The organism is Microcella sp., assembly GCF_030645145.1.
In the GTDB taxonomy this organism is placed as follows: domain Bacteria; phylum Actinomycetota; class Actinomycetes; order Actinomycetales; family Microbacteriaceae; genus Microcella.
On the sequence record NZ_JAUSMI010000062.1, the window covers coordinates 1 to 18750 of the forward strand.

19 protein-coding genes and 1 pseudogene are annotated in these 18750 nt (G+C 72.1%); 16 read left to right on the forward strand and 4 right to left on the reverse strand.

What is annotated here, in order from left to right:
* A partial coding sequence (locus Q7T15_RS03685) for an integrase core domain-containing protein (RefSeq protein ID WP_304693393.1) occupies positions 1–196 on the forward strand: 196 nt, incomplete at its 5' end.
* A gap of 10 nt (positions 197–206) precedes the next feature.
* On the opposite strand, the gene Q7T15_RS03690 is transcribed toward Q7T15_RS03685, so the two are convergent.
* Together Q7T15_RS03690 and Q7T15_RS03695 are read right to left on the reverse strand one after the other, a co-directional pair.
* Complete coding sequence (locus tag Q7T15_RS03690; protein WP_304693395.1) at positions 207–578, reverse strand: DUF4870 domain-containing protein; 372 nt, start codon at positions 576–578, stop codon at positions 207–209.
* A 121-nt stretch (positions 579–699) separates the two neighbouring features.
* A complete protein-coding gene (locus Q7T15_RS03695) occupies positions 700–1092 on the reverse strand; it encodes a DUF4870 domain-containing protein (RefSeq protein ID WP_304693397.1) in 393 nt (130 codons plus the stop codon).
* Positions 1093–1273: 181 nt separating this feature from the next.
* Between Q7T15_RS03695 and hrcA the strand changes: the two genes are divergently transcribed.
* The 10 genes from hrcA (at position 1274) to leuA (ending at position 11248) form a co-directional block, all read left to right on the forward strand.
* The gene (gene hrcA / locus Q7T15_RS03700; RefSeq protein WP_304693399.1) at positions 1274–2293 is read left to right on the forward strand and encodes a heat-inducible transcriptional repressor HrcA; all 1020 of its coding nucleotides are present in this window, start codon (positions 1274–1276) and stop codon (positions 2291–2293) included.
* Positions 2294–3397, forward strand: coding sequence for a molecular chaperone DnaJ (gene dnaJ / locus Q7T15_RS03705; protein WP_304693401.1), 1104 nt, complete (start codon positions 2294–2296; stop codon positions 3395–3397). It abuts the gene before it with no gap.
* An 8-nt stretch (positions 3398–3405) separates the two neighbouring features.
* Positions 3406–4161, forward strand: a complete 756-nt coding sequence (locus Q7T15_RS03710) for a 16S rRNA (uracil(1498)-N(3))-methyltransferase (protein ID WP_304693403.1) — start codon at positions 3406–3408, stop codon at positions 4159–4161.
* Entirely contained in the window at positions 4158–5024 is an 867-nt protein-coding gene (locus Q7T15_RS03715) for a phosphotransferase (protein WP_304693405.1), read from the forward strand. The genes Q7T15_RS03710 and Q7T15_RS03715 overlap by 4 nt, the downstream gene beginning before the upstream one ends.
* 10 nt (positions 5025–5034) lie before the next feature.
* Positions 5035–5400 carry an HIT domain-containing protein gene (locus Q7T15_RS03720; RefSeq protein ID WP_304693407.1) on the forward strand — a complete coding sequence of 122 codons (366 nt, stop codon included), beginning with the start codon at positions 5035–5037 and terminating at the stop codon, positions 5398–5400.
* Between the two features lie 55 nt (positions 5401–5455).
* Positions 5456–6505, forward strand: a complete 1050-nt coding sequence (locus Q7T15_RS03725; RefSeq protein WP_304693429.1) for a PhoH family protein — start codon at positions 5456–5458, stop codon at positions 6503–6505.
* Positions 6506–6507: 2 nt separating this feature from the next.
* On the forward strand, positions 6508–6975 hold the full coding sequence (ybeY, locus tag Q7T15_RS03730; RefSeq protein WP_304693409.1) for an rRNA maturation RNase YbeY: 468 nt from the start codon (positions 6508–6510) through the stop codon (positions 6973–6975).
* A complete protein-coding gene (locus Q7T15_RS03735; RefSeq protein ID WP_304693411.1) occupies positions 6972–8303 on the forward strand; it encodes a hemolysin family protein in 1332 nt (443 codons plus the stop codon). Before ybeY ends, Q7T15_RS03735 begins: the two co-directional genes overlap by 4 nt.
* A gap of 13 nt (positions 8304–8316) precedes the next feature.
* On the forward strand, positions 8317–9267 hold the full coding sequence (gene era / locus Q7T15_RS03740) for a GTPase Era (RefSeq protein WP_304693413.1): 951 nt from the start codon (positions 8317–8319) through the stop codon (positions 9265–9267).
* 220 nt (positions 9268–9487) lie between these two features.
* On the forward strand, positions 9488–11248 hold the full coding sequence (leuA, locus tag Q7T15_RS03745) for a 2-isopropylmalate synthase (RefSeq protein ID WP_304693415.1): 1761 nt from the start codon (positions 9488–9490) through the stop codon (positions 11246–11248).
* A gap of 176 nt (positions 11249–11424) precedes the next feature.
* On the opposite strand, the gene Q7T15_RS03750 is transcribed toward leuA, so the two are convergent.
* Together Q7T15_RS03750 and Q7T15_RS03755 are read right to left on the reverse strand one after the other, a co-directional pair.
* Positions 11425–12174 carry an SDR family oxidoreductase gene (locus Q7T15_RS03750; protein WP_304693417.1) on the reverse strand — a complete coding sequence of 250 codons (750 nt, stop codon included), beginning with the start codon at positions 12172–12174 and terminating at the stop codon, positions 11425–11427.
* A 381-nt stretch (positions 12175–12555) separates the two neighbouring features.
* Positions 12556–13191: pseudogene (locus Q7T15_RS03755) on the reverse strand (trimeric intracellular cation channel family protein); the annotation flags it as partial.
* 162 nt (positions 13192–13353) lie between these two features.
* Between Q7T15_RS03755 and Q7T15_RS03760 the strand changes: the two are divergent.
* The 5 genes from Q7T15_RS03760 to Q7T15_RS03780 all read left to right on the forward strand — a co-directional run.
* The gene (locus tag Q7T15_RS03760; protein ID WP_304693419.1) at positions 13354–14148 is read left to right on the forward strand and encodes an NUDIX domain-containing protein; all 795 of its coding nucleotides are present in this window, start codon (positions 13354–13356) and stop codon (positions 14146–14148) included.
* Positions 14145–15416 carry a quinolinate synthase NadA gene (nadA, locus tag Q7T15_RS03765; RefSeq protein WP_304693421.1) on the forward strand — a complete coding sequence of 424 codons (1272 nt, stop codon included), beginning with the start codon at positions 14145–14147 and terminating at the stop codon, positions 15414–15416. The genes Q7T15_RS03760 and nadA overlap by 4 nt, the downstream gene beginning before the upstream one ends.
* Positions 15417–15428: 12 nt before the next feature.
* Complete coding sequence (locus Q7T15_RS03770) at positions 15429–17096, forward strand: L-aspartate oxidase (protein WP_304693423.1); 1668 nt, start codon at positions 15429–15431, stop codon at positions 17094–17096.
* Positions 17093–17953 (forward strand): carboxylating nicotinate-nucleotide diphosphorylase, encoded by an 861-nt coding sequence (gene nadC, locus Q7T15_RS03775; RefSeq protein ID WP_304693425.1) that lies wholly within the window; start codon positions 17093–17095, stop codon positions 17951–17953. Before Q7T15_RS03770 ends, nadC begins: the two co-directional genes overlap by 4 nt.
* 6 nt (positions 17954–17959) lie before the next feature.
* Positions 17960–18750: cysteine desulfurase family protein (locus Q7T15_RS03780; protein ID WP_304693427.1), on the forward strand; the 791-nt coding region annotated here is incomplete at its 3' end.

Consider the following 18750-nt stretch of genomic DNA (forward strand, 5'->3'; position numbering starts at 1 on the left):
CTGCCCCTGGCAGAACGGGAAGGCCGAACGGTTCAACCGGACCCTGCAGGAGAACTGGGCCTATCGGCAGCCGTTTCTGACGAACCAGGCCCGTCACGATGCCCTCGCGCCCTGGCTTGAGCATTACAACTACGCTCGAGCCCACACCGCCTGCGGAGGCCAACCCCCGATCAGCCGAGTGTCACCAACGTCCTGACCGGGTACAACTAGCGCAGGAACGCGATCGTCATCGGGTACGTGTAGAACTCGCCGCGTCCCGCGGAGATCGCCGCGATGATGCCCAGGACGTAGAAGACGATCGCGGCGGCGATCATCACGAAGATGCCGATGATGAGCCACGACGTCGCGAGCCCCACGAGGTAGGCGATCGCGATCGTGAGGTGGAAGTTGAGCGCCGTCGCGCTGTGGTGGCGGATGAACGGTCCGCGGTCGCGCAGCACGAGGTAGATGACGAGCGGCGCGACGACCGGGATGAACAGTCCGCCGACGTGGGTCAGGATCGCCCAGGTCTTCTCGTCCTCGGGGCGCATCGCGTTCGGCGTCGAAGCGTACGGGTTGGCGGGCGGCTGCTGGGTCATGCTCGACATTATGACCGCTGCGTCTGCGACCCGCGACGTCCGCGACGCGGCGCCGTGCCCGCCCTGCGACGACGAACGGGGCCCGACCTCCGGCCGGACCCCGTTCGCGATCGAGGCGCGCCTACTTGATGAAGCGCACCGAGACGGGGTAGCGGTAGTGGTTGCCGTCCTTGGCCTGGACGAAGCCGAGGATGGAGAAGATCACCGAGGCGATCCAGATGAGCGGGGCGAGGAAGCCGAGCAGCCCGCCGAGACCGAAGGTCACCGCCGCGAGGATCGCGGCGACGATCTGCAGCGCGATGTACGCGATGCCGACGGTGATCTGGAAGTTGAGGGCCTCCTTCGACTCCACGCGCGTGAAGCTTCCGCGGTCCTTGAAGACGAGGTAGATGATGAGCGACGGCAGGATCCAGAAGATGCCGCCGAGGTGGGCGAAGGAGGCCCACTGGCGGTCCTCGGCCTCGCTGAGCGGAGCCGCGGATGCCGCGGCCGGGGGAGGGGTGGAGTCGGTCATGAGCGTGCTGCCTTTCGATGCGTCCGATCGAGTGGGGTGGAACTCAGGCACAAACTAGCGCTCGGCCGCCGCGCGGGCAATCATCATCGCTCGGTGCACCGGGGTAGAATTGGCAGTCAGCCGAGGCGAGTGCCAGCACTCGCCGCCCCGGATCGAATCGCACGTCGGAAAGGAGAGCGCCATGGTCTCGGAGCGCGCCCTCCACGTCCTGCGGGCGATCGTGCAGGACTACGTCGCCTCGCGCGAGCCCGTCGGCTCGAAGGCCATCGTCGAGCGCCACCAGTTCGGCGTGAGCGCCGCGACGATCCGGAACGACATGGCGCAGCTGGAGGAGGAGGAGCTCATCGCGGCCCCGCACACCTCCTCGGGCCGCGTGCCGACCGACAAGGGCTATCGCCTCTTCGTCGACCAGCTGCAGGATCTCCGGCCCCTGAGCGCGGGCCAGCGCCAGGCGATCGCCGCCTTCCTCGATCAGTCGGTCGACCTCGACGACGTCTTCGCCCGCACCGTGCGCCTGCTCGCGAGCCTCACCAACCAGGTCGCGCTCGTGCAGTACCCGACCCTCGGACACGCGCGCGTGCGCCACGTCGAGCTCGTTCCGCTCTCGGCGACGCGCGTCATGACCGTCTTCATCACCGACGGCGGCCGCGTCGACCAGCGCATCATCGAGCTGCCCGCCGAGGCCGACGAGGTCTTCCTGGGCGAGCTGCGCGCGAAGATCAACTCGGCCATCGCCGGTCGCTCGCTCAGCGACGTCACCGATCTCGCTCCGAAGCTCGACGAGCAGTTCGCTCCCGATCGCCGCCCGGCGGTGTCGGTCGTCACCGAGGCCCTCCTGGGCCATGTGGATGCGCATCGCAGCGACCGGCTCGTCATGGCGGGTGCGGCGAACCTCGTCCGCACCGAATCCGACTTCGCCGGCAGCGTCTACCCGGTGCTCGAGGCGATCGAGGAGCAGGTGACGCTCCTGAAGCTCTTCCGCGAGATGGAGCTCGATCAGCACGGCGTCTCCGCCCGCATCGGCCGCGAGAACGACGAGGTGCTGCGCGAGACGGCCGTCGTCACGAGCGCGTACAGGGTCGGCGCAGACCTCTCGGCCAAACTCGGGGTCCTCGGCCCCACCCGCATGGACTACTCGAACAACATGGCAGCCGTCCGCGCCGTCGCGCGCTACGTGTCCCGGCTGCTCGGTGAGGAATAAGTGGCAGACCATTACGACGTTCTCGGCATCGCCCGCGACGCGAGCGCCGACGACATCAAGAAGGCCTACCGGAGGCTCGCGCGCGAGCTCCACCCCGACGTCAACCCGAGCGGGGAGGCGGCCGAGCGCTTCAAGCTCGTGACCCACGCCTACGACGTGCTGAGCGACCCGAACCAGCGCCAGCAGTACGACCTCGGCGGCAGCGGCGGGTTCGGGGGCGGCGCCGGCTTCAACGGCTTCGGCGACATCTTCGAGACCTTCTTCGGCGGGGCGCAGCAGCAGCGCGGCCCCCGATCGCGCCGCGAGCGCGGCCAGGACGCCCTCCTGCGCGTCGAGGTCGAGCTCGAGGAGATCGTCTTCGGGACGACGCGCCAGCTCGAGGTCGACACGGCCGTGCTCTGCGAGACCTGCGAGGGCTCCTGCTGCTCGCCGGGCACGAGCCCGCAGACGTGCGACATCTGCCGCGGCTCCGGGCAGATCCAGCGCACCGTCCGCAGCCTCCTCGGCAACGTCATGACCTCGAGCCCGTGCGGCTCGTGCCGCGGCTACGGCACGGTCATCCCGAGCCCGTGCCCGACGTGCGCCGGCCAGGGCCGCGTGCGCGCCCGCCGCACCATCCCCGTCGACATCCCCTCAGGCGTCGACACCGGTGTGCGCATCCAGCTCCCCGGCCAGGGCGAGGTCGGCCCCGCCGGCGGCCCCAACGGCGACCTCTACCTCGAGATCAAGGTCAAGACGCACGAGACCTTCAGCCGCTCGGGCGACGACCTCCTCGCGACCCTCGAGCTGCAGATGACCGACGCGATCCTCGGCACGACGGCGACGCTGCGCTCGCTCGACGGCGACGTCCGCGTCGAGATCAAGCCGGGCACGCAGAGCGCCGAGGTCCTGACGATCAAGGAGCGCGGCATCACGCGCCTCCGCGGCGCCGGCCGCGGCGACCTCAAGATCGGCATCCAGGTCGTCACCCCGGTGCGCCTCAACAGCAAGGAGACCAAGCTCATCCAGGAGTTCGCGGGCTCCCGCCGCCCCGTCCCCCCGGAGTTCTCGACGTTCCAGCAGGGCATCTTCTCCAAGCTCCGCGACCGGTTCCTGAACCTCTAGGCCCGCGCGTGGCGCACTTCTACCTCGACGACTCGCTCGCGGCGCAGCTCGCGGGGGCGGAGGCCCCGCTCGGCGCGATCGTGCGGCTGACGGGCCCCGACGCCCGCCACGCGGTCACGGTCTCACGGGTCCGTCCGACCGAGCGCCTCCGCCTCGGCGACGGGGCGGGGCTCATCGTCGAGGGCGAGGTCGTCGAGGCGAGCCCGCAGGAGGTCGCCCTGCGCGTCGAGCACGTCGAGCGCGCGCCCGAGCCGCGGCCGCGCATCGTGCTCGTGCAGGCCCTCGCGAAGGGCGACCGCGACGAGCTCGCGATCCAGGCCGCGACCGAGCTCGGCGTCGACGCGATCGTGCCCTGGCAGGCCGCGCGGAGCATCTCGCGGTGGGATGCGGCCAAGGCCGAGAAGGGCCGCGCGCGCTGGGCGACGATCGTGCGCGAGGCGAGCAAGCAGGCGATCCGGCCACGGGTGCCGGAGGTCGCGCCGCTCGCGACGACGGCCGCGATCGCGGGGCTCGCCGCCTCGGCGACCGTGCTCGTCCTCGATCCGCTCGCCGAGCATCCGCTCACCGCTCTCGATGCGGCCGTGCTCGGCGATCGCGACGTCGTGCTCGTCGTCGGGCCGGAGGGCGGCGTCGCACCCGAGGAGCTCGCGGCGCTCACCGCCGCGGGCGGGCGCGGAGTGCGCCTGGGCGGAACCGTGCTGCGCACCTCCACCGCGGGCCCCGCGGCGATCGCCGTGCTGAGCGGGATGCTCGGTCGCTGGTGACAGCGGAGCGCGAGGCGCACGACGACGAGGCCCCGGACCTCGCGAGGCAGCTCGTGCTCGACGGCGCCGAGCCGCCCGCACCGCTGCGCGCGCTCGCGGACCGCCTGCTGCCCGGCGCCGCCGTGCGCCCGCTGTGGCGCAACGACCTCGGCGGCTGGACGGTCCGACTCGAGCCCGACCGCGGCGAGGCGCTCGTGCTCAAGTGGGTGCCCGGCGCGACGCTCGCGGCGTGGCCCGACGAGCCGAGCCCCGCCGACGAGGCGGAGCGCCTGGCCTGGATCGCCGGTCGCCATCCCGCGCCCGAGCTCGTCGGGGTCGGCACGAGCGACGACGGTGACGAGCACCTGCTCACGCGCGCGCTGCCGGCGGAGTCCGCGGTCGCGGAGCGCTGGCGCGCCGAGCCCGAAACGGCGGTGCGCGTGCTGGGCGAATCGCTGCGCCTGCTCCACGATTCGCTCAGCGTCACGGAGTGCCCCTTCGCCTGCGCGGCGCCCCTCGGCCCGCGGCTGCCGGGCGACCCCGAGCCGCGCGACGCCGATCGCGTCGTCGCCCACGGCGACGCCTGCGCGCCCAACACCCTCCTGGATGCCCGGGGCCGCTTCGCCGCGCACGTCGACCTCGGCTCGCTCGGCGTCGGCGATCGCTGGCTCGACCTCGCGGCCGGCGCCCAGTCGCTCGCGTGGAACTACGGGCCGGGCTGGGGGGGCACGTACTTCGCCTCGTACGGCGTCGAGCTCGACGACGAGCGCATGGCCTCCTGGCGCCGGCGGTGGAACCACGATTCACCCCGGCCCGCACGCCCAGAGCGAAGCCCGGCCGCAACCCGGGCGCAAGCCCCGTGCCGTCGCCGAGCGGCGCTCTAGAATGGACCGCATGACCACGACCGAGCCGACCGCCGAGCCCACGATCTTCGAGCGCATCATCGCGCGCGAGATCCCGGCCGACATCGTGCTCGAGACCGATCAGCTCATCGCGATCCGCGACATCGCGCCGCAGGCGCCCGTGCACCTGCTCGTGATCCCGAAGACCGCCGAGCACCGCACGGTCGCCGAGCTCGCCGCCGCCGACCCGGCCCTCCTCGCCGAGGTCGTCGCGACCGCCCAGTCGCTCGCCGACGAGCACGCCGACGGCGACTTCCGCCTCGTCTTCAACTCCGGCGCCGGCGCCGGGCAGACCGTGTTCCACGTGCACGCGCACGTCCTCGCGGGCTCGCTCGCCGAGGGGTCACTTGCCCACTGACGATTCCGCCCCGGCCGCGCCCGGGCACGTCGCCATCGAGGTCGACGGGGTCGCCATGGTGCGGCTCCTCGGCCCGCAGGACCGCCTGCTCCGCACCCTCGAGCAGCAGTACCGCCAGGTGGACGTCCACGTGCGCGGCAATCAGATCACCCTCCACGGCGACCCCGCCGAGGTACAAGCGGCCAGCGCGCTGGTCGGGGAGCTCATCACCATGATCCGCAATGGACACGACCTCGGCGAAGTCGAGGTGGCCAGCTCGGCCAAGATCCTCGAGCAGGGCGCCGGCAGCCCCGCCGACGTGCTCAGCCAGGCGATCCTCACGAGCCGCGGCAAGAGCATCCGCCCCAAGACGCTCGGGCAGAAGGCCTACGTCGACGCGATCGACCTCAACACGATCGTCTTCGGCATCGGGCCCGCCGGAACGGGCAAGACCTACCTCGCGATGGCGAAGGCCGTGCAGGCGCTGCAGCGCAAGGAAGTCGACCGCATCATCCTGACGCGGCCGGCCGTCGAGGCGGGCGAGCGCCTGGGCTTCCTCCCCGGCACTCTCACCGACAAGATCGACCCGTACCTGCGGCCGCTCTACGACGCGCTCAACGAGATGATGGACCCGGAGCTCGTGCCCAAGCTCCTCGCGACCGGGGTCGTCGAGGTCGCGCCGCTCGCCTACATGCGCGGGCGCACGCTCAACAGCTCGTTCATCGTGCTCGACGAGGCGCAGAACACGACGCCCGAGCAGATGAAGATGTTCCTCACGCGACTCGGGTTCGGCTCCAAGATGGTCGTCACGGGCGACATCACCCAGGTCGACCTGCCCGTGGGCGCCAGCGGGCTCCAGCTCGTCACGCGCGTGCTCGACGACATCGACGACATCCACTTCGCGCGCCTCACGAGCGACGACGTCGTGCGGCACACCCTCGTCGGCCGCATCGTCGACGCCTACACGACCTACGACGCCCAGCGGATGGCGCAGAAGCACGAGCGCGACAGCGCGCGCGACGGCGATCGCGGTGCCGAGGGCGAGAACCGGGCCGCGCGCCGATCGGGGCTGCAGCGCGATCGCAGCACGGGCATCCGTCGCAGCCCCCGACGCGGGAGCTGGTAGTCATGGCCGTGGAGATCAACAACGAGTCGGGCGTCGAGGTCGATGACGAGGCGCTGCAGCGGCTCGCGCTGCACGCCTTCGACTTCCTCAACGTGCACCGCGACGCCGAGCTCGCGATCGTGCTCGTCGACGAGGGCGCGATGGAGCAGCTGCACCTGCAGTGGATGGACGAGCCCGGCCCCACCGACGTGCTGAGCTTCCCGATGGACGAGCTGCGCCCCGGCTCCGACGAGGAGCCCACTCCGCCGGGCCTCCTCGGCGACATCGTGCTGTGCCCGCAAGTGGCGATCGCGCAGGCCGAGGCCGCGGGCCACTCGACGCTCGACGAGCTGCTGCTGCTGACCACGCACGGCCTGCTGCACCTCCTCGGCTTCGACCACGCCGAGCCGGAGGACGAGAAGGAGATGTTCGGCGTGCAGCGCGATGTCCTCGTGGGCTTCGCGCTCGCCGAACGCAAACGCGCGACATGATCACCGTCCTCTTCTTCGTCGTCGCGGGCGTCCTCGTCGCCTTCGGCGGCCTCCTCGCCGCGATCGACGCGGCGCTCGGCGTCGTCAGCCGCACCGACCTCATCGACCTCGCCTCGCGCAAGAAGAGCCCCCGCACGCTCCTCGCGGTGTCGGCCGACGTCGGCGCGCACGTCAACGCCGTCAACTTCCTCCGCATCGTCGCCGAGACGATCGCGGCGGTGCTCATCACGCTCGCGTTCGCGGCGATCCTCGACGAGTGGTGGCTCGTGCTCACAGTGAGCGCGCTCATCATGATCGGCGTCTCGTTCGTGCTCGTCGGATCGAGCCCGCGCAGCGTCGGCCGCGCCCACCCGCGCGAGCTGCTGCGCCTCACCGGCGGGCTCATCCGCGGAGTGCGGCTCATGCTCGGCCCGCTCGCCGACCTGCTCGTCTTCCTCGGAAACCGCGTCACGCCCGGCCGGCCGCGCAGCGCGACCTTCTCGAGCGAGGAGCAGCTGCTCAGCATGGTCGACGAGGCGACCGACCTCGACGTGCTCGAGGTCGAGGACCGCGAGCTCATCCACTCGATCTTCGAGTTCAACGACACGATCGTGCGCGAGGTCATGGTGCCGCGCACCGACATGGTGACGCTCGACCGCGAGCTCACCATCACCGACGCCATGAGCCTCTTCCTCGCCCGCGGCGTCTCGCGCATCCCCGTCGTCGGCGACGACTCCGACGACGTGCTCGGCGTCGTCTACCTGCGCGACGCGGCCCGCATGGCCTACGAGACGCCCGAGGCGTGCGCGACGACGACCGTCGAGGAGCTCGCGAAGCCCGCCCTCTTCCTCCCCGAGTCGAAGAAGGCCGACGACGCGCTCCGCCAGATGCAGGTCGAGTCGAACCACCTCGCGCTCGTCGTCGACGAGTACGGCGGCATCGCCGGCCTCGTGACGATGGAGGACCTCATCGAGGAGCTCATCGGCGAGATCAGCGACGAGTACGATCGCGAGATCTCGACCTCCGAGCAGCTCGACGACGACCGCTTCCGCGTGAGCGCGCGCATGCCCGTCGACGAGCTCGGCGACCTGTTCGGCATCGAGCTCGACGACGACGACGTCGACTCCGTCGGCGGCCTGCTCACCAAGCACCTCGGCCGCCTGCCCGTCGCCGGGTCGACCGCCATCGTCGACGGGATCATCCTCACGGCCGAGCGCACGGAGGGTCGCCGCAAGCGCGTCGTCACCGTTCTCGTCGAGGCCGATGAGGCGCTCAAGGATGCCCGTCGCGCCTTCTCCGCCGCCTCCCCGGCGTCGCCCGCATCCGCCCCCCACCCCGACCACAGCTGAGCGAGGCCCGACCATGAGCGACCGCCCCCGCAAGCCCCGCTCCGGCGGCGCAGAGTCCGGCGAGCCCGACGCGACGCCCGAGCACCGCGCGGGCTTCGTGACCTTCGTCGGCCGCCCCAACGTGGGCAAGTCGACCCTCACGAACGCGCTCGTCGGCGAGAAGGTCGCGATCACGAGCTCGAAGCCGCAGACCACCCGGCGGGCGATCCGGGGGATCGTGCACCGGGCATCCGGTCAGTTGATCGTCGTGGACACGCCCGGCATGCACCGCCCGCGCACGCTGCTCGGCGAGCGCCTCAACGCGGTCGTGCAGGACACACTCGGCGACGTCGACGTCATCGGCTTCTGCGTGCCCGCGAACGAGCCCATCGGCCCCGGCGACCGGTACATCAACGAGCAGCTCGACTCGTTCCCGCGCACGCGGAAGGTCGCGATCGTCACGAAGACCGACGTGGCCGGCCCGACGAAGGTGGCCGAGCAGCTGCTCGCCGTGTCGGAGCTGCGCGAGTGGGACGAGATCATCCCGCTCTCGGCGCTCACGGGCGACCAGGTCGAGCTCCTCGCCGACGAGCTCATCGGCCTCATGCCTGTCTCGCCGCCGCTCTACGGCGAGGAGGCCGTGACCGACGAGACCGAGGACGACCGCGTCGCCGAGCTCATCCGCGAGGCCGCGCTCGAAGGCGTGAGCGACGAGCTGCCCCACTCGCTCGCCGTCACGATCGACGAGATGGCCGAGCGCGCGCCCGGGGGAGTCATCGACATCTACGCCAACGTCTGGGTCGAGCGCGACAGCCAGAAGGGCATCATCATCGGGCATCGTGGTGCTCGCTTGACGGAGGTCGGCACGCGCGCGCGGCTCGAGATCGAGAAGCTGCTCGGCCGGCGCGTGTTCCTCAAGCTGCACGTCAAGGTCGCCAAGGAGTGGCAGCGCGACCCCAAGCAGCTCGGCCGGCTCGGGTTCTGAGACCCGTCGCGGTCGGCGGCGGATGCTCGGCGCGCGCCGATCGGGGCTCGAGCATCCGCGCCCCTGCTCGTTCGCGCACCCGCGCGGCCCGGGTGTACCCTGAAGGCGTGTTCGGCCAGCTCCTTCTTCGCTGCCGCGACGAGGCTTAGACCCTTAGCCTCCCTCGTCGCGGAGTTCGTCGTCGGCTGAAACCCTTCGAACCAGACAGCAGGAGCACCTCATGCAGAACCGTCAGCGGCCCTCGGGCATGCCGATCCACAAGTACGAGCCGTACCAGTCGGCCCTCCCCGTCTCGCTGCCCGATCGCACGTGGCCGAGCGCGACGATCACGCAGGCCCCGCGCTGGTGCGCCGTCGACCTGCGCGATGGCAACCAGGCCCTCATCGACCCGATGAGCCCCGAGCGCAAGCGCATCATGTTCGACCTCCTCGTGCGGATGGGCTTCAAGGAGATCGAGGTCGGCTTCCCGTCGGCGTCGCAGACCGACTTCGACTTCGTGCGCCACCTCATCGAGGACGACCTGATCCCCGACGACGTGACCATCCAGGTGCTGACGCAGTCGCGCGAGCACCTCATCGCCCGCACCTACGAGTCGATCCGGGGCGCCAAGCGCGCGATCGTGCACTTCTACAACTCGACCTCGGCGCTGCAGCGCGAGGTCGTCTTCCGCACCGACGTCGAGGGCGTCAAGGAGATCGCGCTGCAGGGCGCCCGCTGGTGCCAGCAGTACGAGTCGACCGTGCCCGGCACCGAGGTCTTCTACGAGTACAGCCCCGAGAGCTACACGGGCACCGAGCTCGAGACCGCGCTGGAGATCTGCAACGCCGTGATCGAGCAGCTGCAGCCGACGCCCGAGCGTCAGCTCATCATCAACCTGCCGGCCACGGTCGAGATGGCGACGCCGAACATCTACGCCGACTCCATCGAGTGGATGCACCGGCGCCTCGCGCGGCGCGACTCGATCATCCTGAGCCTGCACCCGCACAACGACCGCGGCACGGCCGTCGCCGCCGCCGAGCTCGGGTACATGGCCGGAGCCGACCGCATCGAGGGGTGCCTCTTCGGCAACGGCGAGCGCACCGGCAACGTCGACCTCGTCGCGCTCGGCATCAACCTGTTCACGCAGGGCATCGACCCGCAGCTCGACTTCAGCGACCTCGACGAGATCAAGCGCACCGCCGAGTACTGCAACCAGCTCAAGGTGCACGAGCGCAGCCCCTGGGCGGGCGACCTCGTCTACACGGCCTTCAGCGGATCGCACCAGGACGCCATCAAGAAGGGCTTCGAGGCGATGGATGCCCGTGCCGCGGAGTCGGGCGTGAGCGTCGACGACCTCGTCTGGGGTGTGCCCTACCTGCCCGTCGACCCGAAGGATCTCGGCCGCACCTACGAGGCCGTCATCCGCGTCAACTCGCAGTCGGGCAAGGGCGGAGTCGCCTACCTGCTCAAGGCCGACCACAAGCTCGACCTGCCGCGCAAGCTGCAGATCGAGTTCAGCGGGGTCGTGCAGGCGAAGACCGACGCCGAGGGCGGCGAGGTCACGTCGGAGCAGATCTGGGAGATCTTCCAGGACGAGTACCTGCCCGCCGCCTCCGCCGACGAGAAGTGGGGTCGCTTCGAGCTGCTCTCGACCCGGACGGCCTCGGACATGACGGGCGAGGTGCGCCTCGACGCGACGCTGCGCGACGGCGAGTCGATCGACGGCGTCTCGGCGACGGGCAACGGGCCGATCGCGGCGTTCCTGTCGATCATGGAGTCGGAGGGCATCGCGATCCGCCTCTTCGACTACGTCGAGCACGCGCTCTCGGCCGGCGGAGATGCCCTCGCCGCGGCGTACGTCGAGCTCGAGGTGAACGGGCGCACGCTCTGGGGCGTGGGCATCGACGCCGACATCTCGACGGCTTCGCTCAAGGCGGTCGTCTCGGCGGTCAACCGGGCGATCCGCCTCGAGTCGCCCGACCGCGAGCTCGTCTCGGCCTGAGCTGCGCCCTCCCGCGCGTTCCGGGCCGACGACCTCCACGGGCGGCCGTCTCCACAATTCAGGAACTCTGCGCGCTGGGGGCCCCTGATGCGCCTCGCATCGGCGTGTCGGGCCGCTTCGCGGCGAGATCTCCTGAGTTGTGGAGGCGCGCGGCACGACTCAGAGCGCCCTGAGGGTCAGCGCGCCGCCGTCGCCGCCCAGTCGGCGAAGCGGATGCCCGGCCCGGGCTGCCCGGTCGTGTGCAGCCCGGCGCGGTAGGCCGCGACGAGCTTGCCGGGCGCGCGCCACTCGATGACCCGGCGCCGCGCATCCGCCCCGGAGACGCCGCGCGCGACGAGCCACTGCTCGGCGAGCTCGCGCATCGGCAGCACGTCCGGCCCGCCGAGATCGTCGACGCGCCCGTTCGCCGGCGCTACGCCCACGAGCGACACGAGCCGCGCGGCGACGGCCCGCGTGTCGATCGGCTGGAACGGCACATCGACCGTGACGACCCGCGGCAGCCGACGCTGCGCCACGAACGCGCCCGCCACGAAGTCGTGGAACTGCGTCGCCCGCAGCACCGTGAACGGCACGCCCGATGCCGCGATGATCCGCTCGCACGCGACCTTCGATCGGTAGTACCCGAGCGGCACGGCGTCGACGCCGACGATCGACAGGTACACGAGGTGCTCCACTCCCGCGGATCGCGCGGCCTCGACGAGGTGCGACGTGGCTCGAGCATCCGACCGCCGGTTCGTCGCGAGGTGCAGCACCGTCGTCACGCCCGCGAGGGCGGTGGCGAGCGCGGCCGGGTCGCGCAGATCGCCGACGACGTGATCGGGGCCGGTTCGTCTGCTGAGGATGCTCGGCGCGAGCCCCGCCGCGCGACAGGCTTCGACCGTGGGGCGGCCGACCGTGCCGGTGCCGCCAGTGATGAGAAGGGTCACGCTCGCATCCTGCCGCAGCCGGCGAGCGGACGCGCGCACCGACGCCCGCCACTCTGAGCGCGGCACCTCCACAATTCAGGACTCGCGAACGGCGGCCGGCGCTGCGAGCGCTCTTGTCGGCGTGTCGCACCCCGCCCGCGTCGACGATTCCTGAGTTGTGGAGACGAGCGCGGGGCGGGAGGGCGCGCGGCCCCGGCCGGGCTACCCGCGGTGTCGGCTTGCGCCGGGGATGGGGGAGCGGCGCCGCGGGTGCGGCGGAGCATCCCCGTTCGACACGACCGGCACCGAGGCCGTCGTCGGGCGCAGGTGGATGACGCCGGTCGCGGTCGTCACGGTGCGCCCGCGACCGCGACGCGCGAACGGCGGCAGCGGGAGCTTCGGCAGCCGCCCGATCGAGCGCTGCTCGGGCAGGCTCCAGCCGAAGAGCACCGACGCGATGCGGACCCCGAAGGTCACGACGACCCCGATGGCCGCAGCGGCGAGCACGGGCACGTCGAGCGACAGCAGCACCGCGATGGCCCCCGACCCGGCCGCCGCGGCGACCGCGTAGAGCGACCCGACGTGCATGAGGGCGATCGGCAGATTGAGCAGCATGTCGCGCAGGATCGATCCGCCGACCGCCGCGAGCACGCCGACGAAGACCGCCGCGACCTCCGGGATGCCGAGCGCGAGCGCCTTCGTCGTGCCGATCGCGCCGAAGAGTCCGATCGTGAGCGCGTCGAGCGCCGTGATGAGGCGGTTGAGCCGCGAGAACACGCGCTCGAGCAGCATCCCGAGCAGCGCCGCGCCCGTCGCGACGACGACGTACCAGTTCGTCTGCAGGGGAGCGAGCGGCACGTCGAGCAGCAGGTCGCGCAGGAGTCCGCCGCCGAACCCGACGACGATGCCGATGATCGCGACGCCCAGCCAGTCGAGCCGCCGGTCGCGGAACTGCGCCGCGAAGAGCGCGCCCTGCAGGGCTCCGATGCCGACCGCGAGCAGGTCGGCCCAGAGCGGGATCACGAACGCCTCGGCCATGCGCCCATTCTGGCGGTCGCGGGCGCATGCGGGAGCGCGCACAGGCGACGGCGACGCATCCGCCGGTTCGTGTCGCCCTGACACGAAGTGCTAGACTCCGTTCAGGTCAGAGTGACTCTAACCGCGATCGCGGTCCGCACGCAGCGACGAGAGGGGGCGCGGATGCCCGCCGCCGCATCCGGCATCGGCCTCGCCGTGTCGACCGTCATCTTCGCGCTCCGGCCCAATGACGCGGGAGAACCCAGCGTCTGGCTGCCCCTCGTCCGGCGCATCCGAGACCCGTATCTCGACCGGTGGGCGCTGCCCGGCGGCCCCGTCGCGCTGTCCGAGAGCCTCGGGGCCTCCGCCCGCCGGAACCTGCTCGAGACGACGAGCCTCGAGCCGACCTACCTCGAGCAGCTGTACGCGTTCGGCGACGTCGACCGCTCGCCCGACAGCCGCCTCGTATCGATCGTCTACTGGGCGCTCGTGCGGCCGGAGGAGGCCGAGCGCGTGAGCCTCGGCGAGAACGTGCGCTGGTTCCCGGCCGACGAGCTGCCCGATCTCGCCTTCGACCACAACCTCATCGTCGAGTACGCCCTCTGGCGCCTGCGCACCAAGATGGAGTACTCGCGCATCGCCCACGCCTTCCTCGGAGCGCAGTTCACGCTCGCCGAGCTGCGGAGCGTGCACGAGGCGGTGCTGCGGAAGCCCCTCGACCCGGCGAACTTCCGCCGCCAGATGGAGTCGTCCGGGGCGATCGAGCCCACGGGCGACGTCGTCGTCGGCGGTCGGCACCGCCCGCCCAAGCTCTACCGCTACGCCGGGGGAGTCGAGCTCGCCGACGCCGGCCCGCTCACCGCGCGCGTGGTCGCGGCGACGGCGCAGCATCCGCCCACCCCCGTCACCGTCACCGCACCCGACCCCGCCGACCCTTCACCCGACCCCGCCGCCCACGCCCAGGAGGATCACCGATGACCGCTCTCGACACCGTGATCCGCGGGATCACCAACGGCGCTGCCGGCGAGGTCTGCACGCCCGACCTCGCGAAGGGCCCGTGGGAGTTCGACACGATGCCCGGCTACGGCCCCGGCTCGTCGATGCTCGATGTGATCCCGACGGGGTCGCCGCGGCAGGGCGCGCTGCCGGCCGAGTACCGCGACGCGCTCGACGCCGAGCTGCACGACCGCATCCGCGCCGCGAAGGCCGCGCTCGGCGACCGCCTCGTGATCCTCGGGCACTTCTACCAGCGCGACGAGGTCGTCGAGCACGCCGACTTCCTCGGCGACTCGTTCCAGCTCGCGAACGCCGCGCTCACCAAGCCCGACGCCGAGTTCATCGTCTTCTGCGGCGTGCACTTCATGGCCGAGACGGCCGACATCCTGGCTCGCGAATCGCAGCGGGTCATCCTGCCGAATCTGGCGGCCGGATGCTCGATGGCGGACATGGCCGACATCGACTCGGTCGAAGCGGCGTGGGAGGAGCTGACCGCCCTCTACGGGTCGACGCCCGACGCCGACGGCCGGGCCCCGGTCATCCCCGTCACCTACATGAACTCCTCCGCCGCGCTCAAGGCGTTCTGCGGGCGGCACGGCGGCATCGTCTGCACGTCGTCCAACGCCGCGACGGTGCTCGAGTGGGCCTTCGAGCGCGGCCAGCGCGTGCTGTTCTTCCCCGACCAGCACCTCGGGCGCAACACCGCGAAGGCGATGGGCGTGCCCGTCTCGCGCATGCCGATGTGGAACCCCCGCAAGGCGCTCGGCGGGTCGACCGCCGACGAGCTGCTCGACGCGCAGGTGATCCTGTGGCACGGATTCTGCAGCGTCCACAAGCGGTTCACGCCGCAGCAGATCGAGGCTGCCCGGGCATCCCACCCGGGGGTTCGCGTGATCGTGCACCCCGAGTGCCCGATGGAGGTCGTCGACGCGGCCGACGAGGCGGGGTCGACCGACTACATCCGGCGCGCGGTGGCCGGGGCGAGCGAGCCGACGACCTTCGCGATCGGCACCGAGATCAACATGGTCAACCGGCTCGCGGCCGAGCACCCGCAGCACGAGATCTTCTGCCTCGACCCGGTCATCTGCCCGTGCTCGACGATGTACCGCATCCACCCCGGGTACCTCGCCTGGGTGCTCGAGGAGCTCGTCGCCGGCCGCGTGGTCAACGAGATCGTCGTCGACGCCGCGGTGCAGTCCGACGCGCGCGTCGCCCTCGAGCGGATGCTCGCCGCGAAGCCGCGCGGCTGACCGGGGCCGCGCGTGCACGTCGTCGTCGTCGGGTCGGGCCTCGCCGGGCTGCTCACGGCCCTGCGCCTCGCCCGCGCCTCCACAATTCAGGAATCCGGCGCCGCTGCGCGCGCCTCCACAATTCAGGAGATCACGCTCCTGACCGCGGGATCACTGGGCGCGGGGGCCAGCCCCTCGGCGCAGGGCGGCGTGTCGGCGGCGGTGAGCGACGACGATTCTCCTGAATTGCATGCGGCCGACACCGTGGCGGCCGGCGCCGGTCTCGTCGACGCGGATGCCGCGCTCGCCCTCTGCAGGGAGGCACCGGCCGTCATCGCCGAGCTCCTCGAGCTCGGGGTCGAGTTCGACCGCGACGCCACCGGAGACCTCGCCCCGGGCCTCGAAGCCGCGCACTCGCGGGCGCGCGTGCTGCACGCGGGCGGCGACGCGACGGGAGCCCGCATCGTCGACGCCCTCGCGCGGGTGGTCAGGTCGAGCCGGGTCACCGTGCTCGAGGGCGTGCGCGCGGAGAGCATCCGCACCCGCAACGGCGCGGTGTCGGGGCTCGTCACCGTCGACGCGTGCGGTGAGCGCCGCGTGCTCGATGCCGAGGCCATCGTGCTCGCGACCGGCGGATACAGCGCCCTCTACCCCCGCACGACCAACCCTGCCGGCGCGATCGGCTCGGGGGTCGTCCTCGCGCACGCGGCCGGGGCGATGGTCGCCGACCTCGAGCTCGTGCAGTTCCATCCGACGGTGCTCGCGGGCGGCGGGCTCGTCTCCGAGGCGGTGCGCGGCGAGGGAGCGACGCTGCTCGACGCGAGCGGCCGCCGCTTCATGACCGCGGTGGATGCTCGCGCCGAGCTCGCCCCCCGCGACGTCGTCGCCCGCGCGATCGCCCGCACGATGCGCGCTCAGGGCGGAGACCCGGTGCTGCTCGACGCTCGCGCCGTCGCCGCTCGGCTCGGGGGAGCCCCCGCCCTCGCGCGCCGCTTCCCGACGATCGACGCGCTCGTGCGCCGGTCGGGCATCGACTGGTCGCGGGAGCTCGTGCCGGTGACGCCCGCGGCGCACTACGCGATGGGCGGCGTCCTCGCCGACCTCGACGGCCGCACGACGGTTCCGGGCCTGTTCGCTGTGGGCGAAACCGCGGCGACGGGGGTGCACGGCGCGAACCGCCTCGCCTCGAACTCGCTCCTCGAGGCGGCGGTGATGGCGCGGCGCCTGACGTCCCGCATGGTCGCCGCTACCGCCTCCACAATTCAGGAACCGCTGATTCCGCGAGGCGTCGCCGTCGAGCAGGCTCCGCCGCTCTCTCGACGGATGCCCGACGCCACGCGGATCGACGCAGCGACCCTGCGGGCCCGCGCGTGGGAGTCGCTCGGCCTCGAGCGCGACGGCACCCAGCTGGCTGCTCTGGCCCGAGATCTTGCGGATGCTCGGCCCACCGACCCCATCGCTGAGACCCTGCTGCCGCTCGCGCGTCTCATGGCGGCCGCTGCTCTCGCGCGCACCGAGTCTCGCGGCGCGCACTGGCGGAGCGACGTCCCGACCGCGGTCGAGTCTCAGCGCGTCCGGCGTGTCTGGGCACCGGCTGATGCGGCGATTCCTGAATTGTGGAGGGCCGCGCACTCCACGCAACCCGGAGTCGGCGCCGCCGAGACCCGCACCGCCCGCACCCGCACCCGAGGAGCCGCATGACCGCCGTCGACCCGCCCGCCTCCGCCGTCGAGTCCGTCGTCGACCGCGCCCTCGCCGAGGACGCCCCCTGGGGCGATATCAGCTCCGAGGCCGCGATCCCGGCCGATGCGACCGCGACAGCCCGCGTCGTCAGTCGCAGCACGGGCATCCTCGCCGGCGGCCTCGCCCTCGAGATCGCCTTCCGGCACGCCGACCCGACCCTCCGCGTCGTGCGAGCGCACCCCGATGGCACCCCCCTCGAGCCCGGAACCGTCGTCGCCGAGATCGACGGCCCGGCCCGCGGCATCCTCCTCGGCGAGCGCGTCGCCCTCAACCTCGCGCAGCGCCTCTCCGGCGTCGCGACCCTCACCCGCGCGTACGTCGACGCGGTCGCGGGCACGAGCGCCCGCATCGTCGACACCCGCAAGACCACGCCAGGGCTGCGGATGCTCGAGAAGGCCGCCGTCCGCGCCGGCGGCGCCCGCAATCACCGCTTCTCGCTCTCCGACGCGGTCATGCTCAAGGACAACCACCTCGCCGTCCTGACGGCGCAGGGGCTCGACGTCACCGAGGCGATCCGCACGGTGCGCGCGCGCATCCCGCACACGACGCACCTCGAGGTCGAGATCGACCGGCTCGACCAGCTCGCCGCCGTCCTCGCCGCCGAGCCCGACACGATCATGCTCGACAACTTCCCGCTCGCCGAACTGCGCGAGGCCGTCGCGCTCATCGGCGGCCGCGCGATCACCGAGGCGAGCGGGGGCGTCACCCTCGACACCGTCCGCGCGATCGCCGAGACGGGCGTCGACGTCATCTCGGTCGGGGCCCTCACGCACTCGGCGCCCTCCCTCGACCTCGGCCTCGACATCGAGCTGTAGGCGCGCATGACGATCATCGACCTCGATCAGGCGGCTACGGCATCCGTGCGCCGCCCCGTGCTCGAGGCGATGTGGCCGCACCTGACGGGCGAGTACGGCAACCCGTCGAGCACGCACGCGCTGGGGCGGCGCGCCGCCGACGCCCTCGAGGATGCCCGGGCCCGCATCGCGCGCCTGCTCGGCGTGCGGGCGGCGCAGATCGTGTTCACGTCCGGAGGCACCGAGGCCGACAACCTCGGAGTCATCGGGCTGACGCTCTCGGCGATCGCAGCCGGACGCGACCGGCACGTCGTCGTGGGGGCCGTCGAGCACGAGGCGGTCCTCGCCGCGGCCGACCACCTCGCACGCTGGCACGGAGTCGAGGTGACGCGGCTCGGTGTCGACGCGCTCGGGCGGTACTCGACGGGGGAGCTCGAGGGGCTGCTGCGACCCGGAACAGCGCTTGTCGCCGTGCAGCACGCCAACAACGAGGTCGGAACTCTTCAGCCCGTCGAGGAGCTTGCGCGCGCGGCGCGGTCGGTGGGCGCGCGAATCCACGTCGACGCGGTGCAGGCGGCGGGGTGGATGCCCGTGCTGCCGGCCGCGCCGGGCGCCGCCTCGGGGGCGGCGAGCCTCGACGCCCGCCCCGACGGCGTCGCGATCAGCGGGCACAAGCTCGGGGCGCCCAAGGGGGTCGGGGCGCTCATCCTGCCGACGGGAGCGCCGATCGAGCCGCTCATCCACGGCGGAGGTCAGGAGCGCGACCGCCGCTCGGGCACCGAGAACGTGGCAGGGGCGGTGGGGCTGGCGGTGGCGCT

Bases quoted from the DNA above. Each gene is read 5' to 3' on its own strand.
- Q7T15_RS03735 (WP_304693411.1), top strand. From the start codon at position 6,972: ATGATCACCGTCCTCTTCTTCGTCGTCGCGGGCGTCCTCGTCGCCTTC.
- nadC (WP_304693425.1), top strand. From the start codon at position 17,093: ATGACCGCCGTCGACCCGCCCGCCTCCGCCGTCGAGTCCGTCGTCGAC.
- hrcA (WP_304693399.1), top strand. From the start codon at position 1,274: ATGGTCTCGGAGCGCGCCCTCCACGTCCTGCGGGCGATCGTGCAGGAC.
- ybeY (WP_304693409.1), top strand. From the start codon at position 6,508: ATGGCCGTGGAGATCAACAACGAGTCGGGCGTCGAGGTCGATGACGAG.
- Q7T15_RS03725 (WP_304693429.1), top strand. From the start codon at position 5,456: ATGGTGCGGCTCCTCGGCCCGCAGGACCGCCTGCTCCGCACCCTCGAG.
- Q7T15_RS03720 (WP_304693407.1), top strand. From the start codon at position 5,035: ATGACCACGACCGAGCCGACCGCCGAGCCCACGATCTTCGAGCGCATC.
- nadA (WP_304693421.1), top strand. From the start codon at position 14,145: ATGACCGCTCTCGACACCGTGATCCGCGGGATCACCAACGGCGCTGCC.
- Q7T15_RS03695 (WP_304693397.1), bottom strand. From the start codon at position 1,092: ATGACCGACTCCACCCCTCCCCCGGCCGCGGCATCCGCGGCTCCGCTC.
- Q7T15_RS03690 (WP_304693395.1), bottom strand. From the start codon at position 578: ATGACCCAGCAGCCGCCCGCCAACCCGTACGCTTCGACGCCGAACGCG.
- leuA (WP_304693415.1), top strand. From the start codon at position 9,488: ATGCAGAACCGTCAGCGGCCCTCGGGCATGCCGATCCACAAGTACGAG.
- Q7T15_RS03760 (WP_304693419.1), top strand. From the start codon at position 13,354: ATGCCCGCCGCCGCATCCGGCATCGGCCTCGCCGTGTCGACCGTCATC.
- era (WP_304693413.1), top strand. From the start codon at position 8,317: ATGAGCGACCGCCCCCGCAAGCCCCGCTCCGGCGGCGCAGAGTCCGGC.